This window comes from Halomicrobium sp. HArcel3 (assembly GCF_058933135.1).
The window spans coordinates 1-11710 of sequence record NZ_JBZYDN010000011.1 but is presented as its reverse complement, the minus strand read 5'-3'; the positions used below and the strand labels follow the sequence as shown (position 1 = coordinate 11710).

General features: G+C 62.9%; 15 protein-coding genes and 1 pseudogene. 5 read left to right on the top strand and 11 right to left on the bottom strand.

All coding sequences use genetic code 11. From position 1 onward, the window contains the following. Positions 1-49: 49 nt before the first annotated feature. From AC5FRV_RS19410 to AC5FRV_RS19400, 3 genes are all read right to left on the bottom strand, one after another. Positions 50-1069, bottom strand: coding sequence for an NAD(P)/FAD-dependent oxidoreductase (locus AC5FRV_RS19410; protein WP_493562741.1), 1020 nt, complete (start codon positions 1067-1069; stop codon positions 50-52). A gap of 120 nt (positions 1070-1189) precedes the next feature. Next, positions 1190-1459 (bottom strand): MarR family transcriptional regulator, encoded by a 270-nt coding sequence (locus tag AC5FRV_RS19405; RefSeq protein ID WP_493562740.1) that lies wholly within the window; start codon positions 1457-1459, stop codon positions 1190-1192. 152 nt (positions 1460-1611) lie between these two features. Beyond that, on the bottom strand, positions 1612-2358 hold the full coding sequence (locus tag AC5FRV_RS19400; RefSeq protein WP_493562739.1) for a proteasome assembly chaperone family protein: 747 nt from the start codon (positions 2356-2358) through the stop codon (positions 1612-1614). Between the two features lie 187 nt (positions 2359-2545). Here AC5FRV_RS19400 and AC5FRV_RS19395 point away from each other — a divergent pair, with 187 nt between their 5' ends. Both AC5FRV_RS19395 and AC5FRV_RS19390 read left to right on the top strand, forming a co-directional pair. Then, complete coding sequence (locus AC5FRV_RS19395) at positions 2546-3991, top strand: dihydrolipoyl dehydrogenase (RefSeq protein ID WP_493562738.1); 1446 nt, start codon at positions 2546-2548, stop codon at positions 3989-3991. 145 nt (positions 3992-4136) lie between these two features. After that, positions 4137-4493, top strand: a complete 357-nt coding sequence (locus AC5FRV_RS19390) for a DsrE family protein (protein WP_493562737.1) — start codon at positions 4137-4139, stop codon at positions 4491-4493. A 91-nt stretch (positions 4494-4584) separates the two neighbouring features. On the opposite strand, the gene AC5FRV_RS19385 is transcribed toward AC5FRV_RS19390, so the two are convergent. From AC5FRV_RS19385 to AC5FRV_RS19370, 4 genes are all read right to left on the bottom strand, one after another. Continuing rightward, positions 4585-5172, bottom strand: coding sequence for a hypothetical protein (locus AC5FRV_RS19385; RefSeq protein ID WP_493562736.1), 588 nt, complete (start codon positions 5170-5172; stop codon positions 4585-4587). Continuing rightward, on the bottom strand, positions 5165-6286 hold the full coding sequence (locus tag AC5FRV_RS19380) for a DUF3179 domain-containing protein (RefSeq protein WP_493562735.1): 1122 nt from the start codon (positions 6284-6286) through the stop codon (positions 5165-5167). The genes AC5FRV_RS19385 and AC5FRV_RS19380 overlap by 8 nt, the downstream gene beginning before the upstream one ends. 467 nt (positions 6287-6753) lie before the next feature. Continuing rightward, positions 6754-7602: a carbohydrate ABC transporter permease gene (locus tag AC5FRV_RS19375; protein WP_493562734.1), complete on the bottom strand. Its 849-nt coding sequence runs from the start codon at positions 7600-7602 to the stop codon at positions 6754-6756. A gap of 569 nt (positions 7603-8171) precedes the next feature. Continuing rightward, entirely contained in the window at positions 8172-8459 is a 288-nt protein-coding gene (locus tag AC5FRV_RS19370) for a hypothetical protein (RefSeq protein WP_493562733.1), read from the bottom strand. A gap of 92 nt (positions 8460-8551) precedes the next feature. Here AC5FRV_RS19370 and AC5FRV_RS19365 point away from each other — a divergent pair, with 92 nt between their 5' ends. Together AC5FRV_RS19365 and AC5FRV_RS19360 are read left to right on the top strand one after the other, a co-directional pair. Continuing rightward, positions 8552-9073: a winged helix-turn-helix domain-containing protein gene (locus AC5FRV_RS19365; protein ID WP_493562732.1), complete on the top strand. Its 522-nt coding sequence runs from the start codon at positions 8552-8554 to the stop codon at positions 9071-9073. Positions 9074-9262: 189 nt separating this feature from the next. Beyond that, positions 9263-9367 (top strand): annotated as a pseudogene (locus tag AC5FRV_RS19360) (hypothetical protein); the annotation flags it as partial. On the opposite strand, the gene AC5FRV_RS19355 reads toward AC5FRV_RS19360, so the two are convergent. From AC5FRV_RS19355 to AC5FRV_RS19345, 3 genes are all read right to left on the bottom strand, one after another. Continuing rightward, positions 9355-10221, bottom strand: a complete 867-nt coding sequence (locus AC5FRV_RS19355; RefSeq protein ID WP_493562731.1) for a tyrosine-type recombinase/integrase — start codon at positions 10219-10221, stop codon at positions 9355-9357. The pseudogene AC5FRV_RS19360 and the gene AC5FRV_RS19355 sit on opposite strands and share 13 nt — an antisense overlap. Continuing rightward, positions 10218-10340: a hypothetical protein gene (locus tag AC5FRV_RS19350; RefSeq protein WP_493562730.1), complete on the bottom strand. Its 123-nt coding sequence runs from the start codon at positions 10338-10340 to the stop codon at positions 10218-10220. The genes AC5FRV_RS19355 and AC5FRV_RS19350 overlap by 4 nt, the downstream gene beginning before the upstream one ends. A 94-nt stretch (positions 10341-10434) precedes the next feature. Continuing rightward, on the bottom strand, positions 10435-10692 hold the full coding sequence (locus AC5FRV_RS19345) for a hypothetical protein (RefSeq protein WP_493562729.1): 258 nt from the start codon (positions 10690-10692) through the stop codon (positions 10435-10437). Positions 10693-11118: 426 nt separating this feature from the next. On the opposite strand from AC5FRV_RS19345, the gene AC5FRV_RS19340 reads away from it, so the two are divergent. Further along, on the top strand, positions 11119-11388 hold the full coding sequence (locus AC5FRV_RS19340) for a winged helix-turn-helix domain-containing protein (RefSeq protein WP_493562728.1): 270 nt from the start codon (positions 11119-11121) through the stop codon (positions 11386-11388). Between the two features lie 21 nt (positions 11389-11409). Here the strand turns inward: AC5FRV_RS19340 and AC5FRV_RS19335 are convergent. Continuing rightward, positions 11410-11710, bottom strand: a 301-nt coding sequence (locus AC5FRV_RS19335) for a hypothetical protein (protein WP_493562727.1), incomplete at its 5' end; no start/stop codon positions are given.

Genomic DNA, 11710 nt, shown 5'->3' with positions numbered 1-11710 from the left:
CCGCTACCTGTGCCCAGATCGAGTGCAGTCACTCGATCACGGGAGGCGCTCACTCGTACGTGTGGAACGAGACGGCCTGTTCGAGGAGTTCGTCGGGGATGCCGGGTACCTCGTCGTCGCGGACCGGTCCCTGTTCGGCGACCAGGTCCGGGTCGCGCGGAAAGTCCCGGAGGTTCCAGTGGACGGAGATGCCCGCCTTCGCGCCGTCGCCGAGGGCGATCGGGATCTGGTTGTGACCGGGCGTCAGGTCGCCGACGGCGTAGACGGCGTCGACCGACGTCCGGCCGTGGTCGTCCACCTCGACGGTGCCGTCGTCGTTGATCGCACAGCCCAGTTCCCGCGCGAGGCCGTTGTTGTACTCCGCCCCGTACATCGCGAAGCCGCCCCGGTACTCCCGAACCGTGTCGTCTTCGAATTCGAGGGCTTTCAGCCACCCGTCCTCGCCGTTCTGGACGCCCGTGACCTCGTCGGGGATCACGTCGATCGGATGGTCTGCCAGCATCTCTGCCGTCTCGTCGCTCCAGGTCGGGTCGTCACCGCGCGTGAGCACGTCTACCTCGTCGGTGAAGTTCAGCATGATCGCCGCGACGTGGGCGGTGCTCTCGCCGTGGCCCATCACGTACACCGACTTGTCGACGAACATGTGGGCGTCACAGTGGAGGCAGTAGTGGAGCCCACGACCAGTGCGTGGGAGCGGCGGGTCCGGGCGGATGTCGTTGAACCCCGTCGCCAGAACGACGTACTCCGCGTCGTACGCGATTTCGTTGCCGAACAGCCGGATGCCGTCGTCGTCCCCGCTCTCGCAGGAGGTAATGACGTCCCTGTGGATGTCACAGCCGTACTCCTCCAGTTGCTCGGTCCCGATTCCGAGAAACTCAGCGCCGCTGGTCTCCTCCGGAACGCCGAGGAGGTTGTGGACCTCCTGCATCATCGCCGCGCGACCGCCGCCGCGGTTGACGAGCGCCGTCCGATGTCCCAGTCTAGTCGCGTACAGGGCCGCGGTCATGCCAGCGGGGCCGCCACCGACGACCACGACGTCGTACTCGTTCGTGTCAATATCTTCGGCCATGCCAGCCAGTTCGCATGCCGATTGTAAATAACGAAACGTAACCTACACCTCACCGCGAAGTTCACACCGCGAGCAGAGTCAGGGACTGGCAGCGTTGCGACGCCGACGGAGCGAGTGCCATCAGGCCGTCCGGACCGGCGCTGCGTGGTACACTTTCTTTCGCGCGTCGGGAATGTAGACCTCTTTCACCACGAGTTCTGCGTCCTCGAGCGCGTCGAGAGCCGAGCGAACCGTGCGCTGGGACAGCAGGGTCCGCTCGGACAGCTGGCCCTGCGTCGCCGGGCCGTTGCGTTCCAGGTCCCAGTGGACCAGTTTGGCGCTCGGTGGGACGTCGGAGAGCCGCGCCCGCTGTTCCGATTCACCATGCTCGGAAGTGGTCGTGGTGGACATCGAGTAGCGGTTAGTAGTCGCCGACTCCGTGATGACTGCCCGGCGGCTGTGTACCGTCCGAGCATGACCGGGGACGGTGGTCCAGATGGCCCATTCGGCCGGAGGCGGCGTCCTCGTAGTCTGCCGTAGCTGTCTCGGCCGCGGGGCCGGGTTTAGTGGTACATCCCGAGCGACTCGACCCTGGAGCTCTCGTCGGCCTCGGGCTCTCGCATCTGGTCCGCGAGGGATCGCCGTTCCTCGCGTATCGCCGCGGCCTGTTCGCGGAGCGGGTCGACGTCGATCGTGGTTCCCAGGATCGGCGCGATTCCGTCTTCGATCAGCGTACACGCCGCTTCCGGGTCCGGTAGCTCCGGATCGGCCTCGACTATCAACCCGAGTGCAGCGAGGTCCCGTCGGCGCGCGGCGTCCAGCAGTGCGCCCGTCGGTCCCTGCCAGAGCCCGTCCGCCCGCGGCGGGTCGATGCCGTGGTCGGTGAGCACCTGTCGGCCCGTCCCGGTCGCGATACCGACCAATGACCGGTCGTCGTCGGGGTCACCACCGGTCGAGATACCGCTCGCGTACACCGGGAAGGCATTGTGGTCGACGAGAAAGCCGGTGAGACAGGACGCGAAGTCGGTGACGACCTGCGGTGAGACCGCGACGTCGGCCTGGAGCGCCAGGAGGTCGTGGTGCCCGTCGAGGTAGATGCGCACCGGCGGGAGGGTCTCGTGGGTCCCACCGCGGTAGCTCGCGGCGGCCGGCAGGCTCGGACACTCGACGCCGGCGTAATAGGACATCTCGAGCTGATCGACGAGGTGGTCGGTCGCGAGCTTGCCGACGAGCCCGAGCCCCGGGAGCCCCTCGACGAACACGGGGTTCTGGAGCTGGACAGGCCCATGCTGTAAGTTCACGTGACTCATTGCAGGGAGTACGCCGCCAGCGAGGATAAGGGTGGGCCGTCTGTGGCGGCAGGGCACCCGAGCCACTCGCTCGACCTCAGTTTCCCGGGACCCGATGTCGTCCGGGCGCTCCAGCCCAGGCTAGCGAATGTGTACGGTCACCCCACAACAACCCGTTCGCTTTGTGTCTCGCGCCCGACTATCGCCCATGGAGGAGTTCGATTTTCTCGTCATCGGTAGTGGCTCCGGTCTGGACGTGGCGAACGTCGCCGTCAACCAGGGGCAATCTGTCGCCGTCGTCGAGAAAGGCCCGCTCGGCGGGACCTGTCTCAACCGCGGGTGCATCCCCTCGAAGAGGCTGCTGTACCACGCCGAGGTCGTCGAGACCATCGAACGCGCCGACGAGTTCAAGATAGATGCCGAGGTGACGGACGTCGACTTCGCCAGGATCGTCGACGAAGTCACCGAGGAGGTCGCGGAGAGCGCCTCGTCGATCCAGAATGGACTGGCCTCCTCGCCCCAGCATTCGCTGTTCCAGGGCGAGGCGCGGTTCGTCGACGAGCGCACGGTCGAGATCTCGGGCGGTGCTGACGACGGGACGCAGATCAGGGCGGAGACGGTACTCGTCGCCGCCGGGACGCGCCCGTTGATTCCGGACGTCGAGGGGATCGAGGACGTCGACTACCTCACGAGCACTGAGGCACTCCAGTTGCGGGAGGTACCGGACAGGCTAGTGATCGTCGGCGGCGGCTACATTGCCGCGGAGCTCGGTCACTTCTTCGAGACGTTCGGCAGCGACGTCTCGATCGTCGGACGGCGGCCGCACCTGCTCCCGGAGACCGACGAGGAGGTCGGCGAGGCGTTCACCGAGCGCTACGCCGATCGGTTCGACCTCTACACGGGGTACGAGGTGGTCGCCGTAGACCAGTCATCGGACGGAATTCGCGTGGAGGCGCGACCGTATCCGCCCGAGCCGGCTGCCGGTGCCGAGGGATCCGATTCGGACGACGCCGTGACCGTCACCGGTGACGATCTCTTGTTGGCGACCGGACGGGTCCCGAACACAGATACGCTGAACGTGGCCGCGGCAGGCATCGAGACCGACGCCCAGGGCTTCGTCGAGACGGACGAGTACCTGCGGACGACCGCGGACGGCGTCTGGGCACTCGGCGACGTCGTCGGCGAGTACCTCCTGAAACACAACGCCAACCACGAGGCCAGGGCGGTGGCCCGGAACATCTTCCGGGACGAACCGGAGCCGGTCGACTACACGGCGATCCCCTACGCCGTCTTCGCCTCGCCGGAGGTCGCCGGCGTCGGCGCACACGAAAAGGATCTCCGAACGGCGGACGCGGAGTTCGCGACGAACGTCTATCGGTACGGGGACACCGCCCGTGGTAAGGCCATGAAGGCGGAGGGGTTCGTGAAAGTACTCGTCGACCTCGACGGCGAGATACTCGGCTGCCACATCATCGGCCCGAACGCCTCGTCACTGATCCAGGAAGTCGTCGTCGCGATGCAGGCCGGGTCCGGGACCGTCCGGGACATCCGCGAATCGGTGCACATCCACCCGGCGCTCCCCGAGGTCGTCCAGCGCGCATTCTCGGGACAGTTCAGCGCCGGTGGGAGCAGCCACCACGACCACAGTCACTAGTCCGGGGGTCTCGCTACTGCGGTCCCAGTGCCACAGCACCGGACCCAGGCCGGCGGAAATCGGCCCCGGCAGAGTCTTCGCAATCGCGCGAACGACACATAGCCGCGTCCGGCATTTACAGTCGGAACGCCAATCCCGAGTCGCTATGGCAAAAGCAGCAATCGTCATTCTCGCCGGTATGGATTCGCACGCAGACAACGGTCGCGTCCTCAACGGACTCGAAGCTGCCAGGGAGTTCGCCGAGGCAGACGGAGACGAAGTCGAACTCATATTCGACGGCGCGGGAACCCAGTGGGTCCCGGAACTCGAGGACGAGGACCACGACTATCACGACGTCTACGCCGCGGTAGAGGACGAAGCCTCGGCGTGTGAGTTCTGTGCCGGGGCCTTCGGCGTCGACGACGCGATTCAGGACGCCGGCGTCGTCCAGGTCGACGAGAACGACGGTCACCCGAGCATCCGCTCGCTCGTCGACGACGACTACGAAATCATCACCTTCTGAGGGCAACCCGAATCGGGACTGGGGGGACGACACCCACGCCAGATCCGCCACTGGAGAATCCCCGCCCAGTGGCGCTCGAAGGGTTCTAGCGCTATCGCGGGTCGACTTGCCTCCCGATCAAGACGAGACTCCCGACGAGCAAGAGAGCCGCGACCGGTAACAGGTACTGAAACGCTGTCAGGAGCACCCCGGACGCCTGAACACCGAGGACGATCAGGACGACTGGGCCACAACAGGCCGTCCCTGAGAGGATCGCCGGCAGACTCGCCAAGATTCCGGTGGAGGACTGGCCGAGGCCGCAGGCCCTGGGCTGGGTCCAGGCGAGGTAGGTCAGGGAGAGGTTCAGTCCGACCAGCGCTGCCAGGCCGAGTCCGACGAGCGAGTTGAGCGAGAAGAGGTAGGTCACCGGCCCGACTGCGACGCTGGCGACCGGCGTGAACGAGAGAGGGCCGAGCGCTGGCCGGAAGAACGCCGACAGGGGATCGGAGACGACTGTGACGCCGAAGCCGCCCAGTCCCGGCGCGAGGTGGCCGATAGCCCAGAGGTACACCGCCAGGTAGCCGGCGGTGACGAAGGCGAACACGGTGCGGGCGTCCCGGCGACGGAGCGCCATCCCGGTCGCGGTGCGCGTTCGCGAGACGGCGCCGGTGAATCGGGAGACGGACGGGTGCTCAAGCATAGACGGTCGTCTCCGGGTAGTAAGCGGCCCAGGCGAACCACATAGCGTCGAACGTGTGAACGCGCTTCAGCGGCAGGGCGTCGGGCTGGTGTTCGATCCCCTCGGCGCTGACGACCGACTCGTCGTCGTACTCGTACGGTCGGTCGTCGGGATTCAGGTACACGTAGCCCGTGTCGTACCGCGGGTCGTAGACGGCAATTACTGGCGTGTCGCCGAGCGTCCCAGTCGCGAGTTTCTCCTGTCGCAGCGTTCGCTTCCGGACCGCCACAGCGCCGTCCGGCGTCCGTGCGCCCATGAACACCGTCTTGTGGTCGTAGCGGTCGTCGTCGTTCGTCACCGGGAACAGCAGGTTGGCGTTCCGGTAGTAGCCGCCGGCGGGGTTGTACGAGCCGTAGGGGTCACGAGCGTAGTTCCCGGCGTAGCCGGTGTCGGTCGAGAGCACCGCCGTCTCGGGGTGAGCGTCGCGCCACCGCCCCCAGGTCGTCCAGATAAGTCGAAACTCACGCAGCGACCGAATCGGCGGGTCCTCGTTCCACGGGCCAGGGATCGACGTGGCGAGGATCTGGGGCCACCAGGTCTCGGTCGCCCGGTCGTACATCACGAGGTTGTTGTTGATGAGCCGTCCCGACACGCCGAAGGTGGTCTCGCCGCGTTCGAACCCCTGGACCGTCCCCGTGAGCGGACAGTAGGTGACGCTGACCGGGATGCCGGCGAGTTCGTCGTTGACGATCTCGTGGGCGACGAGGATTTTCTGCGGATAGGCCTTCGCGACCCCGTCCCTCGCGACGCCGAAGACCGGGTCGCCGGCGTCGAGAAAGTCGACCGCGCCGGGGGCGACGAATCTCGGGTCGTCTATCGACGGAATGCCGTCCTTGGACGGGCCCCCGGACTGGGACGCGTCGCGGAGGTCGGCCGGCGACATCGGCAGGGGCAGTCGCTCGTCCCGCGTGGGTACGGTCAACCCCGGTGACACAGTCTCGCCCTCGGTCTCCGCTCTGGCGGGCGAGGGCGACGGCGCCGCGCCGTCGCTCGTGGACCCGAGGAGTTCGGAACAGCCGGCGAGGCTCGCGAGGCCCGCGGCGGCGAGGAACCTCCGTCGCGATACTGGTGCCATTCGTTTGGGATTACGACGGCGAGTTGATTAACCGTTGAGCGGTTGTGCGAGCGTGACACACACGTCTCGGGCGAGCCGCGACACCGCTCACCCGTCGAGTGGGCGAGGACAGGACCACCCAGCCGGTACAGTTCACCGCTTCCACGGCGATGGCCGAATACTACTGTCAAGTACACCTCTAGTCGATGCGGAGAGTGATAGTGGGACAGTGGTGGAATGCAGGCACTGCGGAACGGGAGTCGACCTCAGTGCTGAATGGTGTCCGACGTGTGGCCACGACGTGATCGCGACGTACGAAATCACGAAGCTGACTGGAGGTCTCTGGAACTGTCGCGCTCGGTTTCTCCCAGTCGCGCAGGTTTCCAGGTTCGACCCTTGCACCCGTCGAGAACCCCGTGAGAATGGCCGAGTAATGCCGACGCAGGCGATGCCGTACGTACCGGTGCGTCGAACGAGGTCTCAGCTCGTCACTTGCCGTACTGTCTGACCTCGCCACGGAGGAAGAACCACCAGAGGACGGCGAAGATCACGAGCATCGGGATCGGGGCGACCACCGAGACGACGCCGGGTGGGACGGCTTCGAAGGTGAGCCCCACCGGGAGCGTGCGCCTGGCGGGGGTATCGATGAGCAACACGGCGAACAGGAACTCGTTGTACGCGAGCATCCAGGCGAGCACGAACGCCGCCGCGAGCCCCGGTTTAGCGACCGGCAGGAATATCCTGCCGAACGCGCCGACCCGGGTCGACCCGTCGACCATCGCTGCCTCCTCCAGCCACTCGGGAATCTGAGAGACGTAGGGGATCAGGAGCCAGGTCGTGAACGGGAGCGTGAACGCGACGTACGCGACGACGAGTCCGACGTGGGTGTCGAAGAGGGGCGTCTCGAGAAAGAGGAGATAGATCGGGATGGCGACGATGGTCGGCGGCACCATCGGAAAGAGGAGGAGCGCCCCGATGGCAGCACGACGACCGACGAAGTCGAAGCGGTCGTAGCCGTACGCGGCAGTCGCGGCGAGGCCGGCACTGAGGACGCCGGTGACAGTCGCCACGAGCACGCTGTTCCAGAGATATCGCGGGACCTCTGTGGCGAACAGCGTGTACAGGAACGCGCCGAAACTGACGCCGTCCAGCCACCAGCGGAGTCCCCGGTCGAAGAACGTCTCAGGGCGGACCTCGTTGAGCGACAGCATCACCGGCCAGACGATGGGGAGGAGGACGACGAGGACGAGCGACCAGACGACACAGTGGAACGCGACGGGCCCGAGGCGCTGGCGAATCCCGGCCGTCGCGTCCGCCGTGTCTCCGGTCCTGCTCACGACTGTAAACGGCGGCGTGACGACCAAGACCATACTGGTTCGATCGGGTGGAACGGGAGTCGGTCGCGTCTGCCTTCGAAGTGATATAACTGATAATTGGCCCGCAGGAGATATATACACCGAAACGAACCATTCTCACGCTAGTACCGGCACAAGTACTGGCATGGGACGCCCCGGCCATCGATAGCCATCCCCCTTGACCCCCCTACTATCGCGCCGGGGCTTTTCGAGACAGTCGGTTAGCAAACCTAACCAAGATGGTGGTGACGTTAACCGTTCGAAACGAGGGAGTATAACTGCCGGACGGCGCTGGTGACCCTTCCGGCAACCGACGAAGGCCAGTCGTCGAGGCCATCACCTTTCACGGCTGGCTTTTCGGGACTCACGCTTCGGTCAGCTGAACGTTCTCCGGCCCTTCTGAGAATCCCCATTGACGCCGACGTTCGGAGGAGGATTATGTGGTCGGTCTGATTCCTGATTCCGACTCAGCTGTATCGATGGGTCAGATTGAAGCTCGTTTTGGGGCTGTAGTCCGACCAGATTTCAGGACGTGTTCCATGCGAAGACATCTACGTATGCCCACCGTCGTTCCGCAGTCGTTCCGAAGGTGTCGTGAACGATTCGTCATTATCAGATCCACTGCTGGAAGCGCCTGGGTCGTAGTCGATGACACCCTTCTCGGTCGGTAACGTCCTAATCTCGATGCCGCGCCACTCGACCAGTTCGGCGTTCCGAATCGTGTACCAAAACGAGCGTAGTACGAGGCCCTGGAGTTCGAACTCGTGGGTATCGAGCTCCTCGCCATGGACACTAGAAATCTTAAGCCACGCGAAAGATATATTTGCACCTCGTTCCATATCTTATCTCAACGTGGTACATCTCTCCCACAGTCGCAGATACAGCGCCACCACTGTTGGAGAAGCTAGACAAACGTAACCATCGAAAACACGTGAAGTACGATCCAAACGAGGAGTACGACGATGTGAACGAGGCGGCGGTTAGCGACTGGAAGAGTGAGACGACGACGCGTGAGCGGATCAAGGCCGTCGTCAAGCGTACGACAGAACCAACGCCAGCCTCCGAGATAGCCGAACAAGCCAGGGCGAGTCAGCCAGTGGTCCGTGACGAACTCAACGAACTCACCGAGATTGGGCTCGTCGAGAAGATCGACGCCGGGCAGGGTGCGCTATACAAGCGCGACGATCAGATGTACATCTACCAGCAAGTGCTGACGCTGTACGACGAGTACTCCGAAGACGAACTTGTGGAGACGCTACAGGATCTGAAGCAGACGGTCAACGAGATCAGGGCGAGATACGAGGTCGAGTCTCCCGCAGAACTCGCCCAGCAACTCGACCCAGACGACGACGGGGGGTGGGAAGACCATCGGACGTGGCAGACCGCCCAGAAGAATCTCTACCTGGCGAAAGCAGCGATAAGCTTCTACGACGCACGGAACGTGGTCGCCTGAAGGATGTCGTATCTCACCGGGAACACGGGGCCGATCGACTACGAGGCCCTCCAGCGAATTCGCGACATCTTCCTCAAGCACGAACCACTGGTTACGCGCCACGACCTCGGTGGTCGGCTCGATCCCCACCTCGAGCTGAATGTAACGGTTAGTTAGGGATTCGACTCTGCTTCCTCTGGCCGGTTCGACATCGTCTGGACCGAGCGCGACTGCTACAACTTCCACTATACAGAAACGGATGGCATCGACTTTCGATTCGACCGTCATCCAGAGCCGAACGTTCAGGAAAAACACTTCCACGAGCCACCGGCGGCGAACACGCGGGTTCCATCCTGTATCGAAGTCGAACAGGTCGACGGGTCGGACGGGTCAGCGTCGTGGGGACAGCCACCGATCCGACAGGGGTGGGTCAGTTTGTTGACCCAGCTGTAGATCGTGTCCCCGGTCGGCCGGCCGTGCATCGACGTGATGAGCGGTTCTCGCCCATAATCGTCCGTCCGCTCGTACCGGTCGGGATTGTCGAGGTAGTCGTCAATGGGCTGGTAGGCGCTTGGTCCCAGGTAGACCCACCGCTCACCATCTTCCCCGTTCTTGAGCTTCGTTCCCTGCTCGGGGCGGTGCTCAAGTACGAGCGCGTTATCGTCGGGTCGAAGATCGTCAACGTCGATTGACCGGAGCGCTGACCGGCGCATCGCCGTTTTCCACAGAATTAGGAAGACGACGTGATCCCGGCTGGCGTAATGGTGATCGTGGAGGTAATCGAGAATTCGGTGCGCTCTGTCTGCCGAGATGTGCACGTCGCGGCTTTCCGCTCCGTCCGGCAGTTCCGGCGCGTGGACCTTCTCCGCTAGCCCTTCCTCGACGCCTTCAATGTCGGCCCAGTATCGTAGGGCCTCCCGAATCGTACTCAGTTGCTTCTGGAGGGTCAGGGCCGCAATGTCACCCCGTCGCCAAGCGACGAAATCGGCTAGGTCGCGCCCGGTCAGGTCATTGAGATCGTCGATGCCTCGTTCCTGGCACCAGTCGTTGAAGAACCGGAGCCGAGTCTTCGCGTTCCGGATCGTGCTCTTCCGGACCGAGGGCTCGCGGTGCCGGATGAACCGCTCGATGCCCTCTTCGGGCGGGAGGGACTGCAGGTCGCCGCTCATAGCGTTCTCCGGATAGTCTTCCGGTAGCAGCCGAGACAGAGCGACTCGCCCGGGTAGACGTCGCGGGTACACCCGTCGGTCTCGCAGGTTTCGACCTGCTCGACGACGCGGTCACTCACGCTCGGCCACCCCCACACTTCGACCACCCACACTCAGGACAGAACGGGCACCCACCCGACGGGTGAACGTGCTCGCTTCCGCAATCGGGGCACGTCATGCTCTCGTCCCTCCATCGAGATCGGCGTCGAAGGGGCCGAACTCCGAGACGAGCCGCACCTCCTCGCGGGCGTACATCTGCCCATCGCGGCGGTCGCGCAGCTCGTCAAATGCCCCGTCCACCCCGTAGGCGCTCGCACACTTCGAACACCAGAAATGGTGATTCGTCGGTTCCCAACTACGGTGCCCATTGGGGCACGTGAATCGCCAGCGGTCCAGTTTGTCTTCGATGTGGACCTCCGTCTTCTCCGACATAGCCATTCGGAGCGAGGATACGGCTGGTAAAAGGGCCGGGCCAGACGGGCTCAGTGGAAGTGAAAGTGAAACTAACCGGTAACCGGTTGGTAAATAGAGGCGATTTTGGCGGTGAAAGTAAAGCGGTTGACGGCGGTGCGATCGCTGTCGTGCGGGGCATTGATAGGCCCCGGATGCTTCGGTTAACATGGCTTTCGTGCGTAGTCACGGAAGCCCACGCGGACCCGTGTCCCAAGCACGGGGTCCGCAATTCTCGAATGGCATGGATGACGAGCATAGAGCCCGCTTTTGTGCTTCCGTTGCTCACTCTGTAGAGGACGGTCAACTTAAAATTACCTCAACGTACGTTGCTCCATAGATCAACAGATGATGGTATCTTAGATATTCACCGGTGATTCTATAGAAGGGCCAGACGATTAACCAATAATGCACCGTCCAAGGGTTTCTTGGATGACCCAAGCTGATGATCGTATTCTAGAAACCCTTGAAGAGAGTGGCCTTATCTTATCACCAAAGATTCTTGCCATCAATACGGACTACTCTCGACATTACGTGACGAGGAGATTGAAAAGGCTATCTGAGTCTCAATTAGTCAAAAAGGTTGACGACGGATTATATATTGTCACCGAGCGAGGTCAAGGATACCTTCGAGGAGAACTTGATTCGGAAGATCTAGAAGGCGGCCATAGTACGTGATGGCAAACTGTGACGATTTAGTTAAACAGTAGTCGTGGATCTGGAAGAAGGATCTACCTCAAAATCGTCGTCAGTGAGATCTTGTTCTGGCGGCTCTTCATCAAGATACTCAAGATATTCATCAAAGTCCATGGGGTGATCATAGTCTGTGTTCTCAAATAGCCAGTTTTGTTTTGAGAGTTGGGCTAAATCATCTGTGGTCATCCCTTTCGTTCGCTCATGAACTCTCTCCAATAGTTGGCGCTTCCACTCCTCTACTTCAGGCGGGTTAACAGGATTTCCGATATACCGAGTTGTAGTCGAACCGTTTCTTCGAGCTTTT

Bases quoted from the DNA above. Each gene is read 5' to 3' on its own strand.
- AC5FRV_RS19410 (WP_493562741.1), bottom strand. From the start codon at position 1,069: ATGGCCGAAGATATTGACACGAACGAGTACGACGTCGTGGTCGTCGGT.
- AC5FRV_RS19405 (WP_493562740.1), bottom strand. From the start codon at position 1,459: ATGTCCACCACGACCACTTCCGAGCATGGTGAATCGGAACAGCGGGCG.
- AC5FRV_RS19400 (WP_493562739.1), bottom strand. From the start codon at position 2,358: ATGAGTCACGTGAACTTACAGCATGGGCCTGTCCAGCTCCAGAACCCC.
- AC5FRV_RS19395 (WP_493562738.1), top strand. From the start codon at position 2,546: ATGGAGGAGTTCGATTTTCTCGTCATCGGTAGTGGCTCCGGTCTGGAC.
- AC5FRV_RS19390 (WP_493562737.1), top strand. From the start codon at position 4,137: ATGGCAAAAGCAGCAATCGTCATTCTCGCCGGTATGGATTCGCACGCA.
- AC5FRV_RS19385 (WP_493562736.1), bottom strand. From the start codon at position 5,172: ATGCTTGAGCACCCGTCCGTCTCCCGATTCACCGGCGCCGTCTCGCGA.
- AC5FRV_RS19380 (WP_493562735.1), bottom strand. From the start codon at position 6,286: ATGGCACCAGTATCGCGACGGAGGTTCCTCGCCGCCGCGGGCCTCGCG.
- AC5FRV_RS19370 (WP_493562733.1), bottom strand. From the start codon at position 8,459: ATGGAACGAGGTGCAAATATATCTTTCGCGTGGCTTAAGATTTCTAGT.
- AC5FRV_RS19355 (WP_493562731.1), bottom strand. From the start codon at position 10,221: ATGAGCGGCGACCTGCAGTCCCTCCCGCCCGAAGAGGGCATCGAGCGG.
- AC5FRV_RS19345 (WP_493562729.1), bottom strand. From the start codon at position 10,692: ATGTCGGAGAAGACGGAGGTCCACATCGAAGACAAACTGGACCGCTGG.
- AC5FRV_RS19340 (WP_493562728.1), top strand. From the start codon at position 11,119: ATGCACCGTCCAAGGGTTTCTTGGATGACCCAAGCTGATGATCGTATT.